The sequence below is a fragment of the Brevibacillus sp. AF8 genome, assembly GCF_021270385.1.
Classification (GTDB): domain Bacteria; phylum Bacillota; class Bacilli; order Brevibacillales; family Brevibacillaceae; genus Brevibacillus.
This window is the reverse complement of the sequence record NZ_JAGQDN010000008.1, coordinates 117,604-138,833: the sequence shown is the minus strand read 5'-3', so window position 1 is coordinate 138,833 and position 21,230 is coordinate 117,604. Positions and strand designations below refer to the sequence as shown.

General features: G+C 43.1%; 18 protein-coding genes, 2 tRNA genes and 1 pseudogene. 16 read left to right on the top strand and 5 right to left on the bottom strand.

Annotated features, from left to right (window positions below):
- Window positions 1–78: 78 nt before the first annotated feature.
- The 6 genes from KB186_RS13080 to KB186_RS13055 all read left to right on the top strand — a co-directional run bounded on the left by KB186_RS13080 (window position 79) and on the right by KB186_RS13055 (window position 5,590).
- Window positions 79–672 carry a phosphatidylglycerophosphatase A family protein gene (locus KB186_RS13080; RefSeq protein WP_173608391.1) on the top strand — a complete coding sequence of 198 codons (594 nt, stop codon included), beginning with the start codon at window positions 79–81 and terminating at the stop codon, window positions 670–672.
- Window positions 673–1,036: 364 nt separating this feature from the next.
- A tRNA-Ile gene (locus tag KB186_RS13075) sits at window positions 1,037–1,113 on the top strand.
- Between the two features lie 25 nt (window positions 1,114–1,138).
- Window positions 1,139–1,214: transfer RNA gene (locus tag KB186_RS13070), tRNA-Val, on the top strand.
- 945 nt (window positions 1,215–2,159) lie between these two features.
- Window positions 2,160–2,648, top strand: a complete 489-nt coding sequence (locus tag KB186_RS13065) for a hypothetical protein (protein WP_173608334.1) — start codon at window positions 2,160–2,162, stop codon at window positions 2,646–2,648.
- A gap of 1,053 nt (window positions 2,649–3,701) precedes the next feature.
- Window positions 3,702–3,911: a hypothetical protein gene (locus KB186_RS13060; RefSeq protein WP_173608333.1), complete on the top strand. Its 210-nt coding sequence runs from the start codon at window positions 3,702–3,704 to the stop codon at window positions 3,909–3,911.
- A 311-nt stretch (window positions 3,912–4,222) separates the two neighbouring features.
- The gene (locus KB186_RS13055) at window positions 4,223–5,590 is read left to right on the top strand and encodes a DJ-1/PfpI family protein (protein WP_173608332.1); all 1,368 of its coding nucleotides are present in this window, start codon (window positions 4,223–4,225) and stop codon (window positions 5,588–5,590) included.
- A gap of 996 nt (window positions 5,591–6,586) precedes the next feature.
- Here the strand turns inward: KB186_RS13055 and KB186_RS13050 are convergent.
- Window positions 6,587–7,078, bottom strand: coding sequence for a hypothetical protein (locus KB186_RS13050; protein ID WP_221869029.1), 492 nt, complete (start codon window positions 7,076–7,078; stop codon window positions 6,587–6,589).
- A 138-nt stretch (window positions 7,079–7,216) separates the two neighbouring features.
- Here KB186_RS13050 and KB186_RS13045 point away from each other — a divergent pair, with 138 nt between their 5' ends.
- The 6 genes and pseudogenes from KB186_RS13045 (at window position 7,217) to KB186_RS13020 (ending at window position 11,677) form a co-directional block, all read left to right on the top strand.
- Window positions 7,217–7,861 carry a hypothetical protein gene (locus KB186_RS13045; protein ID WP_221869030.1) on the top strand — a complete coding sequence of 215 codons (645 nt, stop codon included), beginning with the start codon at window positions 7,217–7,219 and terminating at the stop codon, window positions 7,859–7,861.
- A 289-nt stretch (window positions 7,862–8,150) separates the two neighbouring features.
- A pseudogene (locus KB186_RS13040) lies at window positions 8,151–8,567 on the top strand (DUF4280 domain-containing protein); the annotation flags it as partial.
- An 824-nt stretch (window positions 8,568–9,391) separates the two neighbouring features.
- Entirely contained in the window at window positions 9,392–9,904 is a 513-nt protein-coding gene (locus KB186_RS13035; RefSeq protein WP_173608330.1) for a DNA polymerase III, read from the top strand.
- Between the two features lie 463 nt (window positions 9,905–10,367).
- The gene (locus tag KB186_RS13030; RefSeq protein WP_173608329.1) at window positions 10,368–11,024 is read left to right on the top strand and encodes a hypothetical protein; all 657 of its coding nucleotides are present in this window, start codon (window positions 10,368–10,370) and stop codon (window positions 11,022–11,024) included.
- The gene (locus KB186_RS13025) at window positions 11,017–11,553 is read left to right on the top strand and encodes an accessory gene regulator ArgB-like protein (protein WP_173608328.1); all 537 of its coding nucleotides are present in this window, start codon (window positions 11,017–11,019) and stop codon (window positions 11,551–11,553) included. Before KB186_RS13030 ends, KB186_RS13025 begins: the two co-directional genes overlap by 8 nt.
- Window positions 11,543–11,677 carry a cyclic lactone autoinducer peptide gene (locus tag KB186_RS13020; RefSeq protein ID WP_173608327.1) on the top strand — a complete coding sequence of 45 codons (135 nt, stop codon included), beginning with the start codon at window positions 11,543–11,545 and terminating at the stop codon, window positions 11,675–11,677. Before KB186_RS13025 ends, KB186_RS13020 begins: the two co-directional genes overlap by 11 nt.
- Window positions 11,678–11,987: 310 nt before the next feature.
- Here the strand turns inward: KB186_RS13020 and KB186_RS13015 are convergent, their stop codons facing one another.
- The 4 genes from KB186_RS13015 to loaP form a co-directional block, all read right to left on the bottom strand.
- Entirely contained in the window at window positions 11,988–12,398 is a 411-nt protein-coding gene (locus KB186_RS13015) for a hypothetical protein (protein WP_173608326.1), read from the bottom strand.
- Between the two features lie 161 nt (window positions 12,399–12,559).
- Entirely contained in the window at window positions 12,560–13,378 is an 819-nt protein-coding gene (locus KB186_RS13010; RefSeq protein WP_173608325.1) for a lipase family protein, read from the bottom strand.
- Window positions 13,379–13,416: 38 nt separating this feature from the next.
- Complete coding sequence (locus KB186_RS13005; protein WP_232773768.1) at window positions 13,417–14,247, bottom strand: lipase family protein; 831 nt, start codon at window positions 14,245–14,247, stop codon at window positions 13,417–13,419.
- Window positions 14,248–14,510: 263 nt separating this feature from the next.
- Complete coding sequence (gene loaP, locus KB186_RS13000; protein ID WP_173608323.1) at window positions 14,511–15,044, bottom strand: antiterminator LoaP; 534 nt, start codon at window positions 15,042–15,044, stop codon at window positions 14,511–14,513.
- Between the two features lie 592 nt (window positions 15,045–15,636).
- On the opposite strand from loaP, the gene KB186_RS12995 reads away from it, so the two are divergent.
- From KB186_RS12995 to KB186_RS12980, 4 genes are all read left to right on the top strand, one after another.
- Complete coding sequence (locus KB186_RS12995) at window positions 15,637–16,176, top strand: 4'-phosphopantetheinyl transferase family protein (protein ID WP_232773767.1); 540 nt, start codon at window positions 15,637–15,639, stop codon at window positions 16,174–16,176.
- Window positions 16,177–16,259: 83 nt separating this feature from the next.
- The gene (fabD, locus tag KB186_RS12990) at window positions 16,260–19,562 is read left to right on the top strand and encodes an ACP S-malonyltransferase (protein WP_232773766.1); all 3,303 of its coding nucleotides are present in this window, start codon (window positions 16,260–16,262) and stop codon (window positions 19,560–19,562) included.
- A gap of 38 nt (window positions 19,563–19,600) precedes the next feature.
- Window positions 19,601–20,395, top strand: a complete 795-nt coding sequence (locus KB186_RS12985; protein ID WP_173608321.1) for an alpha/beta hydrolase — start codon at window positions 19,601–19,603, stop codon at window positions 20,393–20,395.
- Window positions 20,396–20,403: 8 nt separating this feature from the next.
- Window positions 20,404–21,219 carry a methyltransferase domain-containing protein gene (locus tag KB186_RS12980; RefSeq protein ID WP_173608320.1) on the top strand — a complete coding sequence of 272 codons (816 nt, stop codon included), beginning with the start codon at window positions 20,404–20,406 and terminating at the stop codon, window positions 21,217–21,219.
- Window positions 21,220–21,230: the final 11 nt, after the last annotated feature.

The following is a 21,230-nucleotide window of genomic DNA, read 5'->3' as shown; positions in this document are numbered from 1 at the left end:
ATTGTCGCAATTTGGTCAGCGTGTGATACTATGGTAGGAAACGACTTCACTCGATTTGTGGAAGGGGTTGTCTCTTATATGAAGAAGCAAGTACACAGCATCGAAGTCAGAAACGCTGCTCTCGCACGTTTGGCAGAACGCGGAGTGACGGTGGATGATATCGCAGAAATCGTCTATCTCATGCAATCGCCTTACCATCCAGATCTCACGATGGCGCAGTGCATCGAGAGCGTGAACGCGGTCTTGGAAAAAAGGGAAATGCAGCACGCCATCCTGGTTGGCGTTGAGTTGGATACGTTAGCAGAGAAGGGCCTCTTGTCTGAGCCGCTTCAATCCATTATCGCGTCAGATGAAGGACTGTTCGGATGCGACGAAACATTGGCGCTAGGCTCCGTATTTGGATATGGAAGTATCGCAGTTACCACCTTTGGACATTTGGATAAGCACAAGGTCGGGGTGATTAAAAGACTGGATACCAAGTCGGCAGAGGGACGCGTTCACACATTTTTGGACGACCTCGTGGCGAGTGTGGCAGCCAATGCATCTAGCCGCATGGCGCATCGGATGAGAGATGAGCAGGAGGCGGACTTGGTACGAAGCGAGGCGTTGAAGCAACAGGAAGCCGAGTTGCGTGTCGAGGAGAAAGGGAAAGGTACGGAGCAGGCGGGGTAGGTTAGGTTTGGGATGATGGAGTATGTTTCAATCGTTACCTAATTATCTTGTTTCTTTTTGTAACCTTTCTTGGATTGCCTTAAGTCTGTCAGGAGCCAATTCTTCACCGGTGGAGCTTAAGTGCCTTGATGCAGTCATGTATGATGCGATGCCATCATGCAAGGAATCCCATGTTTTGGTAGGGGATGTGGGCAGCAGCGGTGGGGAATGGCTTTTTACAGGTAAAAACAAGCCTGATTTCACTGGGTTTCTTAGTGTTCTTTTGGTACGAGTGAAAATTTTTACAAGAAATTATTCATTTCCTCTTGAAATCCATTTTACGATGCTGTATAGTAATAAATGTGATCGACGTCCGATACGATTCGGGCCCTTAGCTCAGTTGGTCAGAGCGGTCGGCTCATAACCGATTGGTCGTAGGTTCGAGTCCTACAGGGCCCACCATTAAACGATCACACATATATCCCATGATCCGGTAGCTCAGTTGGGAGAGCACCATCTTGACAGGGTGGGGGTCGCTGGTTCGAACCCAGTCCGGATCACCATAATATAAACGCTAGAACCCTTGAGAAATCAAGGGTTTTTCTTATGTTTATAACGACCCCACTAGTTCCCTTTTTTACGATCAAGAGCAAATTGGTGCCGAAGTGGTGCCCTTTATTCGACTAAAGATTTTTTGGTGCCATTTGGTGCCGAAAAGAACATTTCCCCGAAAGCATCCGCTGTTTCCTTTTGCATGTGTGGTGTAATGTGCGAGTAGCGATCCAGCATCTTCACACTTGACCATCCCATACGCTCCGCTATGCGTTTATTGTTCTCTCGCATTTTCAAAGCATAACGACATGAGTATGACGTAGATCGTGAAATCGAATTCTTTTCAGTCCTGCTTTTTCAGTAAGGCGATGAATGGTTAGTAATTACTTCTGATTTATGAAAAAGTTTGAAGCATAGATTAGACCGCCTACGGGTGGTCTTTTCTTTGAAAGAGATTTGCATTCTTAGTTAGGTGTGCCATGTGTACAAGTGAATTCAGGTTCTATCAGGTTTCCGTCTTGTCAGCTTTATGCGCAGTTGAAGTGTCTGCCTTTGGCCAGGCAGTTGTAAATTTGGCCTACGTCTGTGGCAATCAGATTGAAATCGCAAAACGACACACAATTACGCCGAAGGACGGGTTTGGTGATTGCAGGATCACCTGCGATGTTTATAGATGCTCTGCCGATCCAAAGGCTTGCGTTCCTACGTGTGTCGGGAAATCGTAATGCAGTGGAGGAAACAAAACAGCCTACTCCTTGTTTGATAGGCTGTCTTCGAAATTCATAGTAGTATATAACGTTCTTAAGCTGTCTTGCATTTTATCGTGAGTCCAATCATATGAAAAAAACTCATCATATCAATCTTTTTGGGATATCCACCAAGATGTATCTGCTTGCCATTGAGTATTTGCTATTAATTTCGATAACTTGTACGAAAAGTTAGGCTATCGTTTTATCATGGAACGCTCCAAGTATCTACGTGCAATTATCTTGTCAAAGACTGGTCATTATCAGGAAGCAATACCATTGCTCAGGGAGTGTGTAGGGGAAGCGACAAAGAACAATCTAATCCATAGAGTCAACGACCTAATAGAAGCATTGCTTTACGTTAATGACGTAAACTCCATCGAACAAGTTATCAACACAGAGGAACATAACTTCTCTTTTGATTTTAATAATGCTTACAACTTTTCAGGAATAGGGAATTATTACAAAAACAAAGGAGCCTTCCTTGTTAGTCGCGGTCATTTCAATGAGGGCATGGATGCTTATCTACAAAGTATTGTGTATTACGGAAAAATCAATCGAATCGAAGAAATAATGTCTTGGGCTGTTGAGATCAACATGCATCATTGTGAATTAAAAAAAGATATGGATTTGGAACTTCTGAAAAAATTGAATGAAGTATATAATATGGTTAAATTCGGTAAAAGAAATGAGGGGTAACATATGAGGAAGTTTTTAGCTGTCCTTTCAAGAATTTCACTGGTAATAGCTTGCTTTCTAGTTGTTGTTTCCACTGGTGCAAATAGCATGTCGCTCCCTAAAAAACCTCCTATTATTATGTATAGCGATAACCCACAAGGATAGATACGATAAACACAATAAAGCTCATAACAATTCCTAGCAATCAGCAGGCCTCATGTGTCTGTTTTCTTTTTGTTTACAAAGAAAAAAGACAAATCTTAACGATCTGTCTTCTCCCCTTGTTCTGAGGTATCCCCCCACATGATAACTATCCGGAACGCATTTCTGTAGACCGACTCCGACAGCCTTTTCCAATAGTGTGAATCTCCCAAAACTTTTTTTGCTGGCATACTCCGTTCAACGTTGAATAAAGGAGCGTCAAATTTGACACTCCCCTCAATTTTGAGGGCAGCAGCGAGGGATTCCATTACACAGTCACCTTGTTAAGAAAAGTTAAGGTTCACGTGCGTATTAGCAGTTGTTAGTATTCACGTGTGTATAACCGTGTGGATGCCCAAATAAGTGAGGCGCAATTACTTGGGAGGTTGCGGCTGTGGGTCCTTCTGACAGGGTAGGCCCTATGCGGGTCGAGCGAGCCCCGAAATCTCGCTAGATTTATTTTCGAAAAATTACTTTCGCTTTTGCTTAACCTGATCCCAGAGATGACATTTTCAAATTTTTGCATCATCAGATGACCTGAAAATCGGATCACTACAATACGAGCTTAAAACGAAAGTGAGGTGAAAAATTTGGCGAAACCAAAGGCGAAAACTGATCAGCTGCAACAAAGGAAATTTCCAAGTCAAAATTGGCTTTAATAGTTGGTAAATCACCGCAATGGATACGCCAATTGACTAGAGATAATCGGTACGTAAAAAAGATGGTAAATGGGAAGGGCGAAACCCACAGGCGAATGCAAAGGCCCTAAAGTCTGGCGGTTATGCATCTGACCCGGACTATCCAGGAAAGTTGGTCAGCCTGAGCGAGAAGTATGAGTTGCACTAGTATGATATTGATAAGTCTGACAACTCTGTGGATAAAGAACAACCAGAATTAAAGCTGGAGGACTGGAAACGTGAATCAGGATTGAAGGCAATTGACAGTCTTGCTTGCAAAGGTCTACTGAATGATCCAGATAAATGGAAAAAGCGATTGACCGACGATCCAGTAGGAGTCCTAAACGAATTGCCCTGGCTCATGTTTACAATGTTGGACCGAGTAACAGAAAAAGCAACGAAGTAAAAGCGATAGCCCTCCTTCGGATTCAGAGTCCGGGGAGGGCTTTTTTATTTGAACAACATTATGATCTATCGACAGACCTCTTCATAAACCAGCTTGAACGAGGTAGCTCCATTTTGGTTACCATATATCATTTAAAAACATTTTTTGCATATAGCCCTATCGAGTCACGTTTAGAAAAGGAAAGAGACCTGGGTCCATAGGTGGTTCCTACATTAGGCCAGCCCCGTAATCGGGCTACAGACTGATGATAAGTATATATTGGTTTGTTACATTTTATGGGTAAGAAATTTAGCCTGAGGGAGAGTAAGCATGTGAAAACTGTATGGCGAATCAGTATTTATCTCATCGTTTTTGTTGTCTTAGTAGGAGGTGCAGGCACACTCGGGTTCGTCAATACAATGAATGAGGTAATGTCGGTTTACGATAAAGCCGCACCTGCATTGACGAATGTGCAGGTACCGAAATATGACGCAAACAAACCGACAGTGGCAGTGTTACTGGCGAATGAATCAACAGAAGTGTTCGATTTTCTCGTCCCATACGAGATGTTTGCGATGACGGAAGCTTACAATGTATACGGCGTTGCACCCGATCGTGAAATAAAATCACTAACCGGCGGACTCGATGTCGTTCCGCATTATTCGTTTGACGAAATGGATGCGATGCTCGGCAAAAGCCCGGACATTATCGTCATACCGTTTATGCCGATTCTAGATGAGAAAAAATATACGCCTGTCCGCGAATGGATTCAGAAGCACGCAAGCGACAAGACTTTATTGCTTTCCATTTGCAATGGGGCAGAAAACCTGGCTGATACCGGCTTACTTAACGGCAAATCTGCCGCGACGCATTGGGGAGACATCGACCGACTCATTAAACAATATCCGAAAGTCCAGTGGGTGAAAGATCTGCGCTACGTCCCACAAGGCAATATCATATCTTCTGCGGGTCTGACATCGGGAATTGACGCTACACTATATGTCATCTCACAGCAGTTGGGTGAGGAGGCGGCGGAGAAAGTAGCGGTAGAGATGAACTATCCATCTTACGATTACGTGAAAAAACCGCAAATGGAACCGTTCACTGCCGGGCTCAGCGATATAACGTTCATACTTAACAACGCTTATCAATGGAACAAAGTAAAAGCGGGCGTTCTGCTGTATAACGGCGTTGATGAACTAGATTTGTCCGCCGCATTCGATACGTACGCTGCTTCTGGCACGACTTCGACGTTGACTGTTTCCGGTGCAAACGAACCGATCGTAACGAAGCATGGCCTTAACTTAGTCGCGCGCTATCAGATAAAAAACGTGCCGAAACTAGCGAAAATGATTGTCGTCGGTGCCGATGCCGAATCAGCCGCCGCCAAAGACATCAACCAATGGAACGAAAGCGGCAACAGCGCGGAACTACTGTACTTACATCGCGAAGCAATGGATCGGTTTGCAATGGATCCTGCATTCGAGGATTTGGCCAAGCAGGAGGATATTGGGACGGCGAAATTTGCTGCAAAGCGGCTCGAATATCGCGCCACCGATCATCTGAAGCTAGAAGGTAGAACCTTCTCTTTTGAAGCGTTTGGCGTACCAATTTTGCTCGGCATCCTATCCTTGATCGTTGCTTTTTTCATCGATCAGCGCTTCTTCCGCAGGAAAAAAGATATAAGCGCATCAAGGTAGTGACATTCTATCCGACTTGAAGGTTTGCCGATCAGGGGTGCTGGCTGAAAGAATAGACTGTTTTCTACGCCCCTCCATCTGTCCGATGAAAAAATGATTGATACTGGTGTTGTTGATCTAGTGATTTCTTAACCATAACTGCTCGTTAGTTGGATAACTTGCCGTCAGATTTTTGCATGGAGCACAACCATTTCAACTAATGCGGAAGCCCTCCCTTGGACAATAATCCTGGGAGGGCTATTTTATTTTGCAATGGACGTTTGATGGGAATTTGGATCAAGAGGCACAAGCAAAAATACAGGGTAAGCTGCAAGGATTAGTTGGACAGTGATAAAGTAAACCGTTTTTTATATTTTTAGTTATTAAATCATCGGATTTTTAGCTGGATTGTTGAAATGAAAGGCTGCTCTTATGGTAATGAGAGGCCGGAAAGCAGGAGGAGATATTAGGGATTGCAATCACAATGGAACAATGATTTGAAAATTCTGTGAAATTAAAAAATCCTCATCATTATGAGAATTGGCAGGTGTAGTTTCTTTTATTTTTAGTTCTTTAAGGTCACAGCAATACCAAGAAAAATTCATCTTGATATTGACTGAAGCTAGTCATGGTGTGGTAAAAATCTGGATGGTACTTTCTTTGGCTTTCGTTGCAATAGAACGGGTTTCACCGCTCTATTTGAACCATTACCGCCAAAGAACTACTGCTAATGCCAGTGCAGTGTTCAAAGTCGATTGTAACGTGCAGCAGACAGCCAACAGAACAATGTGCTTGTTCAGCATGAGTACACCCCCTTTGTCATTGTCGGTGACTCATTTTCCAATCTATAACATTCTGTAAATAATGTCAATTTCACACAACAATAATTGAAAAGAACGGGGGCAAAACGGTGTACAAAACTTTTCATGCTTCGGTAATGTCTCTATTAGGGGTAGCATCATTGCCTCACAAAAGTAAAAAAGAGCCGTAGCTTACACGGCTCCAATAATTATTTTCCTATGGACCACCTACACCTGTATCGGAAGCCCAGACAGGATACCAACCTTGATTCAAGTCCGTTGTGTTATACAGAACTAAATTTCCATCATCTTGCATAATCAGAATGTCGCCTCTAAGGTTTGCAGGTGGTTTACCTTGATAATGGATATTGCTCCATGCAGCGTTATCTGAGTACCAAGCTGGATCACCATTCGCACGGCTCAAAACGAGTTTTCCGCTATAATAATCAATTTTGAGATAGTGGTTCCCCCATTTGTCGTTTGTTTGCTTGGTCCATAAGAGGGTTTCTGGTCTGGGAAATCTCTTCCATAATTCAAGGTTTCCTCTCCATATTTGGATGTAGTAAGTATTGTTACTTGACTGTAGCAAACAACCATTACAAAGTTGTTCACCAACCTTAATACGGTCAGACCCAAAAGCAAGTGCTGCAGAAGTGAAATGGAGTTGTAGCATGAAAACCGTAAATAATAGCAAAATAATCTTTTTCATAGATAACCTCCTATTGGGTTTATTTTACAGATTATACTAAATTTTAACACACATCCATTAAAGAATGGGGAATTTTCAAAAAGTAATCAAATCACTCGATTTGTTAAATGAGAATTAAGAAAAGGGTAGATGGTGTAGGTGAACGATAAGCTGATCGAAAAAGTTTGTGAAAAATGTCCAGCTGCTCAATGGGGTAAAAAAACAATCTGTAGTGTCTACAACCTCCACGTTGGTAAGATCGAAGCCTGCCCGGAGTGGGACAATTACATTATAGAGAGTCAAGGGTTGCTTGATCGGAGCGGGCAGCTCGGTTTTATCAATCTCGAGCCAGCGCTTGAAGTAGTGCAGAAAGTCGAAGAAGAAATCAAGGATTATCATTGGATGGTCAAAGAGGTAGAACGTCTGAAGAAGGAAATTGATAAGGCGATTGCCTCAAATCCAGCGATTCAACAGAAATTGGTTGCTACTTATGGTGATGCAGCCGGTATGCCGAGCGGGAAAGGCTTACGCCTGTCCACCTTGACTATTCCGGAAGAACGGTATGAAAAGCGAATCGAGCGAATGAAAAGCTTTGAAGAGAAGGTGCGGCAAATAAACGATTTTGCAAATAATCTTGAGGATAACAAGTACAGAACAGTCCTTGAATGTATGATGGACGGGATGCGTATGAACAGCATTGCCCGACATGTAGGAGTTTCCCGACAAAGAATAAATGAGATGAAGCGGGATATCGTTAACCGATTAGCAAAGGAGCTGTACAGTGAGGAATTGTTAGGTTCCTGAAAGGTTGGCGGAATGACGTTTTTAAAGAAGAGCAGATGCATATATACTCAGGTAATCTATGATGAAGAAGCCCTCGGGAATGAACCGAGTGGCTTTTTGTGGTTCTAAAAACCTATGGTTATAATGGTGTGTTTGTTACTTTGTGTCTATTGTTAGTGTGCGTTCCACATCCGATACTTCATTACGTGGGCATTATTTCCTTTTTATATATAGATTGGATATCGGATGTATCGATCAACATGAGAATCTCCCATCTGTATAGAAACCTTTACAGAGAGGAGGAGACTGTTTGCCCAATATTGAAGGTATCAATATCCAGCAGTCAAGTGCTGAACGCAAGAGCTACGTGGTTGTGGGAGCCATTTTATCATGCAGCAGCGGAAGTAAACAGAGTCGGCTGAAAATGCCGTTCAGCCATGGTGTTTTTGTAAAAGGAAAGCCGCAAATGAACATCATGGATTTTGTTCCCAACGTAAATATCATGCCATTCGGAAAGTGCAGCAGCTTACAAAATCCCACAGTCGCTTCTGCCACAGCAGCCAACAATGGTGTACTTAAACCAATGCCGTGCACACCTCTGACAACAATGCCATGGATAGATGGAAAAGCGGACAAAATGGTCGGTGGTCATCCGGCATTGCTTAATAAATCAACAAATATGTGTTTCTATTGTGGGCAGATCAAGATTGAAGATGACGGGCAGGATTTGGGTGGTGTGACGATTGGGAATCAGTCGTCAACAAATAGCGGGCCGTCTGCTGCTGGTTTTGGACAAGGACCAGCTTGCGAAAAGCCGCAGGAAAAGCCTAGCATGTGGGATAATTTCGTCAAAGGAATCTCGATGTTGGGAGACGTTCCTGCTGCGATGCAAAAAGCGGCAAGTGAGTTGCCAGGGGCTTTGGAGAAAGCTGCTAATGATTTGCCAAAAGGCTTGAAAAAGGCAGCGGAGGATTTACCAAAGGGTATTGAAGTGTTTGTAAAGGAAGGCTTTATCGAGCCAATGCAAGAAGATTTGGATACGTTGCGGGATGAGGATATCAATCTCGAAGATGCACTTGCAATCAGCGGGCTTGCCGTACATGCACTGACGTTGGGGAGAAGTAAAAATGTTAAGGATATAGTGAATGCGTTAAAGAAGGGAAAGAAGGGGACGGGCAAAGCCCCTGTTCCTACAAAACCCGGTGGGGGAAGCAATCCCAAAGATTTTGTCAATCCACATTCTGAAAAGCACCTGTATGACCCAAGTAGACCCTCTACCCCTAATAGGTCACAATATGGGAAAGATGTTGATGTAGAGAAATTAAGGCTAGAAACAATGACTAATTCGGATAAGGCATTTTCAAACTGGCCAAATCCAAATAATCCGAATCCAAACCGGATCACCAAGTATTATAAAGAATTTGACGGAAACATCAGTACACCTGATACTCCAACGGGAAGTCACAGAGTTTTTGAACATCTAGATGATCCTACCAGAAGTTCACATTTCCCTTATGTGCCAAGAAATAAAGAGTGAGTGGGTGAGAGAAAGTGAGATTATTGTTGTATCATGCTTATTTACCTGAAAATCACGCACATTTTGTTTCGGAAGAACAAGTCATGCAAGAAGGAATACAATACTTTACAAAGTCTAATAATCGTTATAGTAACGGTGGTAGAGTACAAAATGAAAAGACTGAAAGTTTGAGACCTTTTGGTATCCCGGATTGGGTTAATTTTAAAGAAGCTATAGGTGTTGATATATCTAATCGCTTTTTTAAGTCGTTTTGTTTTCCTATGTTTACGGATAAAATTCTCGTATTTGATAGTGAGATATCTATTTCTATCTATGACCAAGCGTTCTACGATGATTTCAAGGATTTTGATGAAGAAGCCTTGAACTTTGACACGGGAGAAAGCATTGAGCATTGGATTAAGTTGTATTGGGATAGCATGATGACACTTCAAGAATACTTGCTAAAAAGACCTTATCCAAAACCAGAGATATTAGTGTTTGAGTCAATACCTAAAGAGATTATTCGAGTGTGTGAAGAAAAATCGTAAACTGTGCGTATTTGGCTTGGTAGGGCTACCCAGTGCCGAATGAGTCCTTCATCTTACAATCCCTAACATAACCTTTGTTCTTCATGAAGAGCACTTAATTATGATGATTTGAAGGTTGACGCTCTATAAGAAGGCTACACACGATGAATAAGCCGCTCGGGTAAATAACCGGGCGGTTTTTGTTTTGGGTTCACTAATGTTTGAAGGAGTTAGAGCTTTAGGAGCAGGTTTATACGTTCTGTTCAGGTTTCGAGGAGACAATGCTGTCCCTAAGGTCGTAAAAACGCCAATGTTATCATCTTGATAATTTGTACCTCAAGCACTTCTTTACTTCAAAACTCATACTTCTAAGCTCAATGACACTCGAACGCTCTAAAATGTCAAATCTGGTAAATTAAAGCAGGAATCTGTCGTTTCTAGTAGAATATAACCCTCATATAAGTAATTGAGGTGAAAAAGTTCCATGCTGTTTGTCCTATTTTCAACATTGGAATACCTTGCAATATTTGCTCTTATGACTACGCTATTTAGGTTCGGTTTTTTTGTGCATATCAATCGGATTCTCTTTGTGAGTCTGGTATTAATGCTTTTCTCGTTTGGGCTGCGACAATTTACGCCATATGGAGACTATGCAACCATAGCTCAAGTCGTCATAATCTTTGGGGCATTAATCCTGGTATGGAACGTGAATTGGGGACATGCTGCCTTAATGACTATTATAACAGCAGGAATCTACTTGGGGATTCAGATGATGGAAGTGTTCTTCCTGACCGTCATAGGAACCTTAGAGACAATTGAAGCTTTAGAGGATCGAACCATCAACACGGGGTTCATATTCCAGACAATCTCCGCACTTCTTACCTTTGCATTATGCTATGGACTTAGGAAATTTGGACTGCAATTTACATTTGTCAGAGACGGAGCGCCTTTCTTTATTTACCATAGAATCAACATGGTGATTTTGTCACTGATCATTGTAACAGGTGTATTGATAACGGTCTTGTTTAAATTAGCAAGTACATATGGAATTGCTTCCTTAGTGTGGATTTTCTTTGGGATGGCAATCGGAATCACGATACTGGCATGGCTGGCTATAAAAAGGGATGGGGAATATGATTGAAACTCTTGCTGAAAGAATAGCCATACAACTAAAGTCGATCAATCCACATGAAACAAAGTCAGTCCCTACCATGAAATTTGGGCTAATCCTCATCATAAACATGCTGCTCATCATTACGATTAGCCTCATCATTTCACTCGTGGTAGGGACCTTTCAGGGAACATTACTCACATTGGCCGGATTTTTGATACTACGTCAATTTTCAGGAGGATTTCACTATTCATCGTCTGTATACTGCACCATGACAAGTATAGTGGGAGCTGTATTCATCCCTCTTATTCCTCTACCTAATGATTTTGTCACCCCGATTATTATCATCACATTAGTCCTGGTAGCACTTTTTGCTCCGCAAGATATGGAAATGCAATCACGACTATTCAAACAGAATCAGACTGTACTCCTCAAGATCATCTCAATTACCATCGTTAGTTCATTATTTTTCATAGAAAGCGAGACACTGGTTAAAACCTTTTTTGTGCAAGCACTGACGCTAATTCCACTGAAAGGAGGTGGAAAAGATGAGAAATAAAGCGATGATGTTCGTAGCGAAGCATGTTTCAGCAATTGCTTCATTCGTTGCGGTACTGGCAGTAACTACAGCATCCTTTGGATTCGTGGGGAAACCTGAAATTCCAGAAGAATTAAAGAAATAAGGAGCAATGAGCGACACAGACCATTTCCCACTCGACTTCAATCGAACGGGGAAAAATGGTTGCCCCATTTGTAAATTTTAACTTTATAAACGGATCATTCATGTATGATTGTATGGTACTTATAGACTGCTTCTTTCAGAGCGTTACAATTTATCTCACCCCCTTGGTAGACAAGGGGGTTTCTTGTTTTTTGAGCCTATTTCCTTAGCGTCGACAACTTTGTTTTATGAATCAGTAATGAATGTAAGCGGACTGTCTCTTAGTGGAAAAAGCGACTTTTGAGACAGCCCCTTACTATTTTTACATACGCCTAACGCTTAGAAAGTGAGAATTTAGCTGTAAAATTCATTTTCTTCATATAGGAAGAATTCGCTCCAGCTTGAAATTGTACAGAAATATTGCCGTCTTTTTCTACTTGGAAGACGCGTCCGTACGGTGAATTAGCAGGGTATGTACCAATCACTTGATTATCCGCATCAAAGACTGTATAAGAGATCGGGAATCCTGAATTGTTTACAAATATCGTCAGTTCTTCTCCCTTTTTAAGCGAAAAAGATTCTTTTTGCGTCACTTCGTATGAACTCAGAGAATAGTATTTCGTAACCTCTTGCATGTCTAAAGCCGTTGTTGCTGCGCTAGCTTTTGAGACTTCCAATCCTGGCAAATATCCACCAGTAAGTACTGCGATACCTAATGCCCCTGCTAAAATAGCTTTTTTCATAATCGTAATGCCTCCTTTTTTGCTCATTCAAGAGCGAAAGTAAATATTTGGAAATTATAACCATTATAGTCTTGTTGAAAATGATTATCAATAATTTTTTTAAGAGATTACTCTCCGGCGTGGATAAACAGGGCATAAAAAAAGAGAGTGATTCAATGGAATCAACATCCCCCTAAAAACGGCACACACATCCCTGTATCCGGACAAAAACCCTCATTCTCCACGCACAGCCTCTCCGTAAACCCGGGCTCCTCCTGCGCCAGAAACTTAAAATAACAAACAATTTCATGATTCCTTACTGCTAAACTATTCAACTGAAAATCCAACAAATACTTCCGATCCACATGCTGGTAGTACAATCCTTTTTTCGTAAACGGAGGAGGGTACACCTTGGAAGGCAAAGTCGGAATAATATCATGAACATTCACGATCCGAATACTGTTCGCTACAGTCTCATTAAACCGGGAAGCAAAGACAGGATCTCCGACACGAGGGCTCCCATACGTATACACAAAAGGTCGCGTAAACCTCGTATTCACGGCAATATCCAAGCCAGCAAGTACGGCCAAACCTCCCCCTAAACTGTGCCCCGCAACAAATAGTCTTTTCGATCTAGAGAGCTTGCTCAACTCCCGAATTAATTCATCTCGTGCGGATTGATAAATGCAAGTAAACCCGCGGTGGGTCTTTCCTGCCTTTCTGACAAAACCATAGGGGACTTGATACAAATCTTGATCAGACTCATTGTCGTTAAACGTGCGTGTTCCCCGAAAAGCAACCACGATACTATCTGATGACTCGGCTACAAAACCAAATACCTCTGGCTCCGGCGTCTCAACCCCAGCCAATGCTCGAATCGTCAAGCGCTGAAGGTACCCTTTTGGCAAGACAAGAGAATCTGCTTCAAAAAGCTGATAGGCCTGATGGACCATGGCCGCAAGTAAAATCGCATCTTTGCTGTTATATATACGATCGATCATTCATGTGTCTCCCTTTCTAGGTTTCAAGGTTGTGAAAGCTAGCATTTCCCTTGAAACGGAATACACGTATCGGTATCGGGACAAAACCCCGGATTTTCCACACAGAGCGTTTGGGCGTAATCAGGGTCAAACTGAGTGAGGCTTTGGAAATAGCAGGCGATACTATCGTTGCGAGGTGTATTATTCAGTTGAAACGAGATCGGAAACTTGTTTTTTACATGTTGATAGTAGATGCCTTCCTGGGTAAAAGGAGGCGGATACTTTTGATCGGGGAAGGTAGGGAAAGAGTCGTGAATATTGACAATCCGCAGACTATTTGGAACGACTTTATTGAAGCGAGAAGCGAAGTGGGGGTCACCAATACGCGGACTGCCATAGGTATAAACGATTGGGTGTCTAAACTGCGTGTTTACCGCAATATCTAAAGCTGCCAGTACAGCCAGTGCGCCACCGTAGTTGTGGCCAGTAATTAACAGCTTTTTTGATGCAGAAAACTGATTTATTTTTCTGAGTAACCGATCTCGTGTTGACTGATACAGGCATGTAAATCCACGTGAGGTTTTCCCTGCCTCTGTAACAAAAGGATAGGGAATTTGTAGGATGTCGTAGGCTGCCAAAAGGTCTGCCGGATATGCTGCGTACCCTCTGAAGGCAATGATGATTTCTTCTTTTGATTCGGCCACAAAACCATACATATGTTCAGTAGGATTCTCTACGTCAGCCGAAGCTCGAATGGTGTATCGGAGTTGAAAACCTTTGGGTAAGATAAGCTCCCCTTCAAAATATAGTAGATAAGTCTGATAGCTCATGGCTGCAAGGAAAATGGCAGCCTGACTAGTAAACATGTTGTCTTCGTCCGAGAAAACCATGTAGACAATTTCCTTTCCAAACAAGAATAAGGAGCTAACACTTTTGAAAGATCGAACATCGAACGTTTGTCTGCCCCTCCCAATTGAAAGCAGGGCAATCTTATTCGAATGACACCTACCATGAGCCTATGTTTTTACGATGGAATGCGTGCTTGTATAAGGAAAATATATGACTGCTTGTCGGACAGGAGGGGAGGTTACAATGTCGAACAATAAAGTGATGAGGAAGAAAAAGGAAAAGGGCGCGTACGCGACGCACCCCATTACAAAGGTTTTGAAAGAATTTCAATTCCCACATCAATTGTTTTCTCTACTCCCATGAAGGATAAAAATATTTTAGCCCTGTTTTTGTGCTTGTCCACTTTTTTGATAATGCCTTCCAGTCCTTTGAGGGGGCCAGACTCTACGATCACTTTTGAATTTTCTACATAAACTTTTGAATAATCGACAACCTCACCGTTCCCCATGAGCTGGAGTATCGGGGTGATTTCTTTTTCGTCAATGCTCGAATAATAAGCGCCCTGATCTTGCGAATAGTAACTACCGTTATTGACCAAACGCAAGCTTCTAGGAATTTTTTTGATTTTGTGGAACATTTCGTTAGTCATTTCAGTCTTAATAAGTACATATCCAGGAAAAATATTCTTTAGGACATTATACACAATGCCTGACTTTTTCTCAGGAACCAATCTCTTCGGCACAACGGACTTTAAAGACTGCTCATTAAAATAGAGTTTGAGGTACTTTTGAACGACTTCTTCTTTACCGGATTCTACAAAGATGGCATACCATTTCAAGATGAGCAATCCTTTCATTATGAAGTAGATTCGTAAGTATTTGGAGTGCTTACTGCTTTCTCAAAAATAGGAATGATTGAGTAGATGAATTCTCAAATTTTGTGGTATTATACTAAATATATCCAATTCTTTCGCGTTATGCAATAAATGCGGTTGTTGTAACATTCTGTATAAATAGAAAGAATCAGCTACATAAGCTTCTTTTCGAAAGTAAAATCTCTTAGGGAATTTAATCGATGTTTCGGCACGTTAAAGGAACGAGGGAGGTCATACGGAGAAACGGTAGTGTGTAATTATTTACCCACGAACCGGGGAAGCTCTGCCCTTTGGCATAGTCGTAGAACGAGAGAAGGCGGAGATTGGATTGCATGTGTTCCCACAGATTTTTACGAAAGAATTCGTTATAAAAAGTACAGATAAAGAGTTTCGTGCCAGTTTGTGCATGGGCTACTTTTCTCTTCCCGTAGATTTTTTGAAAATAGTAAAATTCTTGCACCCCAAAGAATTCGAGTACTATTTTCGTCTGGAATTTGAGCGGAGAGTAAAGAGCTACCTGACAGGGAGATATGTCGCCAAAAGAGCCATTTCGTTTTTGACTGGAGAAGACAGCTTAGATCGCATATGTATTGAACAGGGCATTTTTCATCACCCTGTCGCAAGCCTGCCGAATACAACCAATGTCCAAGTGAGTATCACCCACTGTGATGATTTTGCCGCTGCCATTGCTTTTTCGGAGGAACTACCGATGGGGATTGATATGGAGAGAATTAGCGTTGATAGAAATAAAGTTCTGGAGACGCAAATGACTGTGAAAGAGAGCAGCTTGTTGTCATCCTTGCCTTATTCCTATGAAACGACCCTCACTCTTTTTTGGACGGTCAAGGAAGCGTTATCCAAAGTTTTGAAGACTGGCTTAACAACTTCTTTTCATATCTATGAAATAAGCCAAGTAGAGGTAAGGGATGAGGTGGTGTTTAGTCTTTTTGACAACTTTCCACAATACCGTACTGCCTCCTATATCCTTGGTGACTATGTATGTTCGATCACCTATCCGAAAAAAACGGAGTGGAGTGTTGCTGTAGTAAAGGATCTACTTCAGGAGATAGAACAATCCATGACAAATCGCTTATGAATTCCCCATTAGCGGTCAATTGACCAGGCTGTGGGGAGTTTTCTTTATAAAAACCTTTTATAAAAACAAGGGGTGCATCATACATGGAAAAGCCTTTGGTGTTTATGTTTTCTGGACAGGGGTCTCAGTACTACCAAATGGGAAAAGACCTTTTTGATCAAAATCCGGTATTTCGCAAATGGATGCTTCGGTTAGATGAAAAGGTACATACCCTGATCGGGGAGTCTGTCCTTGCCCAGTTATATGATGACACGAAACGACGAGATGACCTATTTGATCGCACCCTTTATACGCATCCCGCCATTTTTATGGTGGAATACGCTCTGGCCCAGGTTCTCATGGAAAGCGGAATAAAGCCCGACTATTGTCTGGGGAGCAGCTTGGGGGAGTTTGCGGCGGCGGCTGTGTGTGGGATCATGCCCGTGGAAGAATTGCTGCAACTCGTGGTTGAACAAGCCACCCTTTACGAAACGTATTGTCAGAAAGGGAGTATGCTTGCGATTCTCCACAATCCCGATTTGTATGACCAAGACCCGCTCTTGCATCGAAATAGCGAGTTGGTAGCGGTAAATTTTCATTCGCATTTTGTCATTGCCGGAAGCAGTCATCAGCTACAACGCATGGAGGATTATGTCAAAGGCAAAGGGATTATTTGTCAACGACTACCCGTATCTTACGCTTTTCACTCCTCTTACATCGATCCGGCTGAGCCACATTATCGGGAGGTATTGAAACAGAAATCATTTGGAATTCCCCAGCTTCCCTTCGTATCGTGTGTTCATGGTGAAATTATGAAGGAACTACCAGTTGACTACTTTTGGCAAGTGGTGCGAAAGCCAATGCAGCTTCCAAAAGCTGTCCAAGAGCTGGAGAAACAGCAAAGCTACATCTATTTGGATTTGGGGCCAGCAGGAAACTTGAGTAATTTTACAAAGCGAAATCTGCGGCAAGATTCACAGTCAGAATGCTACTCGATTATCACGCCATTTAAAAAGGATAGCGAAAATGTAGAGCGCATTAAGCAGTTATTCTCAAAGAAAAGTTTGAAAACAAATAGAAAGGATGGCAGAAAAATGACCACATATGTTTTCCCAGGGCAGGGCTCCCAAATAAAAGGAATGGGGGGCTCTCTTTTTGATGAGTTTCCAGAAATAACGGCCAAAGCTGATCAGATATTAGGTTATTCCATCAAAGAACTATGTCTGCATGATCCGGACAAACAATTAGGTAAAACGCAATTTACCCAGCCTGCTCTGTACGTGGTAAATGCGCTTAGCTATCTGAAAAAAGTGAAGGAAACCGGGAAAAAACCTGACTATGTGGCGGGGCACAGCTTGGGTGAGTACAACGCGCTTTTTGCATCAGGGGTATTTGATTTTGAGACAGGACTGCATTTGGTGAAAAGAAGAGGCGAGTTGATGAGTCAGGCCGTCGGTGGAGGGATGGCGGCTGTGATCGGGTTTACTTTGGGGCAAGTGGAACGCGTATTACATGAAAATAATCTGACCAGCATCGATATTGCCAATCACAATTCTCCCTCCCAATTTGTGATTGCAGGTCGGAAAGAAGATATCGACCGTGCCAACCCCATTTTTCAGGAAGCGGGCGTAAAAGTATACATACCGCTCAAGGTGAGCGGAGCATTCCATTCCCGTTACATGAGTGATGCGAAGCAGAGCTTCGAGAACTATTTGAATCAGTTCGCGTTTTCCAGTATGACCATTCCTGTGATTTCCAATGTTCATGCAAGACCCTATAAGCAGAACGATGTGAAACGGAATTTGGTTGAACAAATTACACACCCAGTGAAGTGGAATGACACCATTCGATATCTCCTGGCCGTGGGGGAAAACGAAATAGAAGAAGTCGGCCCTGGTACTGTGTTGACCAAGTTGGTTACTACGATCCGAAATGAAGCAGAGCCGCTGATCATAGACGTGGAAGAAGAGCAGGAAAACATGGAACAAGAGGCAAAGCCGGTTGCTATCACTGTACAGGCGGAAGAGATATCGAACAACGTGGAGCAGCCAAAAGGGATTACCGCTTCTTCGCTGGGAAATCAGCAATTTAAACAGGACTACAATCTGAAATATCCCTACCTGGCAGGAGCGATGTACAAGGGAATTTCATCGGAAAAGCTGGTCATAAAAATGGGGAAAGCCGGGATGATGGGCTTCTTCGGAAGCGGTGGCTTGCAGCTGGATAGAATCGAGCGAGCCATCCAACAGATTCAACGTGAACTACAGCAAGGGGAGCCATACGGGATGAATTTGTTGCATCATCCAAGTGATCCATCCATGGAAGAAAGAATCGTTGATCTGTATCTTGCCTATCAAGTGAGGGTGATTGAAGCATCTGCGTTTATGGCGATTACCCCTGCGTTGATCATCTATCGGGCTAAAGGATTAAGACGAGGGATGAACGGGCAAGTGGAGGCGGCAAACAAGATTTTTGCCAAGGTATCTCAGCCTGAGGTAGCAGAAGCCTTTTTAAGTCCTGCACCTGAGTACTTGATAGAAAAATTAGTGCAAGAACAAAAGCTTACAAGGGCAGAAGCGAGTCTGTTACGAGAAGTTCCGATGGCGGATGAGTTAACGGTGGAGGCGGATTCAGGAGGGAATACTGATCACGGCGTAGCTTCTGCTTTGATGCCTGCAATGATCAGGCTCCGAGATAACCTCATGCAAAAGTACGGATACCGTAAGCCGATCAGAATCGGGGCTGCAGGTGGGATTGGAACTCCTGAGGCTGCTGCGGTCGCTTTTATGCTTGGGGCAGATTATATTGTCACAGGTTCGATTAACCAGTGCACAGTGGAGGCGGCGACCAGCGAGTCGGTGAAGGATGCATTGCAGTTGGCCAATGTTCAAGACACTGAGTATGCCCCAGCGGGTGAGATGTTTGAAATGGGAGCCAAAATTCAGGTGTTGAAAAAAGGCTTATTTTTTCCAGCGAGAGCGAACAAATTGCACGACCTTTATCGTCAATACAACTCGCTTGATGAAATCGATGAGAAAACCAAGCAGCAGCTTCAGGAAAAGTACTTTAAACGCAGCTTTGAAGAAGTGTATGAACAAATAAAAACGACTTGCCCACCTCAGGAACTGAAAAGAGCGGAACGAACGCCTAAATACAAGATGGCGCTACTTTTCAAATGGTATTTTAACCGCTGTTTTGACTGGGCTTTGGATGGGGCCGAAAGCTATAAAGTAGATTATCAGATTTACTGCGGTCCTGCGTTAGGTTCTTTTAATCAATGGGTGAAGGGAACCGCTGTTGAAAGCTGGAGAGCTCGTCATGTTGATCAAATTGGTGAAATGCTGATCAAGGAGACAGCCAACCTTTTGAATCAGCGTATCTACGCCTTAACAGGTTCGAGCAAGTAAAGAAGGAATGACTCTCAAATAAGAAAGGAACGGCGAAAATGAATTTGGAACTAGTAGAATACCATCCTGAGGGCGTTTCTAGCGAAGCGCCTCTTCTTTTTGTGCATGGAGCATGTCATGGAGCATGGTGTTGGGAAAAAAACTTCCTTCCTTATTTTGCGAACAAAGGCTTTTCTTCCTATGCGCTGAGCTTTCGTGGGCACGGTGAAAGTGACGGCTTTGACCATCTTCATACCTACACCCTACAGGATTACACGGATGATGTTCTTGAAGTGATAGGTCGTCTAAAAAACAAGCCAGTCCTAATCGGGCACTCCATGGGCGGAGGAATTGTGCAGAAGATCTTGCACCAGTATCCAGATATAATCTCGGGTACCGTACTCGTTGCCTCGATTCCTCCACATGGCGGGATGCGTGACCTATTCCGATTGATGTTCAAAAATTTTAAAGAAGCTATGCAGTTGTTTACATATAACGAAAAAAGAGATGCCTCGCTGCTTGCCAATGTCTTTTTTTCCAAGGAGCTGCCGATGGAAAAAAAGGACGAGTGGGTGAAGCTCTTGCAGCCAGAATCACTGAAAGCAAGAACTGAGATGAATGGAAAAATTGTTCCAAAAACCATCAGTGCGAAAGCTCCGATGCTGGTTATCGGCTCCAAGCAGGATCGGATGATTTCTGAGAAAACAACGCGCCGAATTGGCAAAGCATACGGAATCGAGCCTGTTCTTTTCCCAAATATCAGTCATGATATGATGCTTGATCCTGAATGGGAAGCTGTTGCGGGCGAGATTTTGGCTTTTTTAAACGAATCGATATCTGAACAGCGGAGGTAGGGAATAACATGGAAGGTTCTTATCAAATCGCAAACATTGCAACGAATGTTGAGGTAGAAATAGAACGCTTGAAATCGCAGGTGGAGCTGTTCTGGGATAAGGAGCTGAAGCATTATATTGAGTTTGGTCTGACAGATGGGATGTCGGTCATAGAGCTGGGCTCGGGCCCGGGATTCGTGATGGAAAAGGTCATGCAGGCGTTTCCGAATGGCAGAGTGACGGGATTGGAGATCGATCCTCTTCTCGTTGATTATTCCCAAAACTATTTGACAAAAACGCAATCGGATCGATTTGAGATTGTCGCGGGATCGATTATGGAAACGGGCTTACCCAGCGATTCCTATGATTTTGCCATTACGCGACTTGTATTGGAGCATTTGCCCGACCCGGTTGGTGCGGTTCGTGAAGTAGCGAGGTTGTTAAAGCCAGGTGGCAAAGCGGTATTCATCGACAATGATTTCGAGATGCATATCATGACCACCCCACATGTACCAGAATTGCGAGAACTATATGATGCCTACTGTGCGGCACGCTATGCGGAAGGTGGCAACCCGAAAATCGGTCGTGAACTGCCAACGGTGCTAAAACAAGGCGGACTCGGAAAAATAGATTTCGAAGTCATTTGCGCTCACAGTGAGCTTCTCGGGTACGAAATGTTTCTAAAGTCGGAGGGTGTAGGCATACCTGTGCAGTTGGTGCGTGACGGTTATTTGTCCAGTAAGGCGCTGGGCAAGCTATCTGTGGCATGGCGAAACATGCTGAATACGGAAGGTCATTCCATTCTCAGACAGCTGTACATGGCTGTTGGTGAGAAAACGGTGTAGAAGAAAGGGGG

Excerpts from the sequence above, each read along its gene's own strand:
- KB186_RS13080 (WP_173608391.1), top strand. The coding sequence starts at position 79 with ATGAAGAAGCAAGTACACAGCATCGAAGTCAGAAACGCTGCTCTCGCA.
- KB186_RS13065 (WP_173608334.1), top strand. The coding sequence starts at position 2,160 with ATGGAACGCTCCAAGTATCTACGTGCAATTATCTTGTCAAAGACTGGT.
- KB186_RS13050 (WP_221869029.1), bottom strand. The coding sequence starts at position 7,078 with ATGAAAAAGATTATTTTGCTATTATTTACGGTTTTCATGCTACAACTC.
- KB186_RS13030 (WP_173608329.1), top strand. The coding sequence starts at position 10,368 with ATGCTGTTTGTCCTATTTTCAACATTGGAATACCTTGCAATATTTGCT.
- KB186_RS13025 (WP_173608328.1), top strand. The coding sequence starts at position 11,017 with ATGATTGAAACTCTTGCTGAAAGAATAGCCATACAACTAAAGTCGATC.
- KB186_RS13020 (WP_173608327.1), top strand. The coding sequence starts at position 11,543 with ATGAGAAATAAAGCGATGATGTTCGTAGCGAAGCATGTTTCAGCAATT.
- KB186_RS13015 (WP_173608326.1), bottom strand. The coding sequence starts at position 12,398 with ATGAAAAAAGCTATTTTAGCAGGGGCATTAGGTATCGCAGTACTTACT.
- KB186_RS13010 (WP_173608325.1), bottom strand. The coding sequence starts at position 13,378 with ATGATCGATCGTATATATAACAGCAAAGATGCGATTTTACTTGCGGCC.
- KB186_RS13005 (WP_232773768.1), bottom strand. The coding sequence starts at position 14,247 with ATGGTTTTCTCGGACGAAGACAACATGTTTACTAGTCAGGCTGCCATT.
- fabD (WP_232773766.1), top strand. The coding sequence starts at position 16,260 with ATGGAAAAGCCTTTGGTGTTTATGTTTTCTGGACAGGGGTCTCAGTAC.
- KB186_RS12985 (WP_173608321.1), top strand. The coding sequence starts at position 19,601 with ATGAATTTGGAACTAGTAGAATACCATCCTGAGGGCGTTTCTAGCGAA.
- KB186_RS12980 (WP_173608320.1), top strand. The coding sequence starts at position 20,404 with ATGGAAGGTTCTTATCAAATCGCAAACATTGCAACGAATGTTGAGGTA.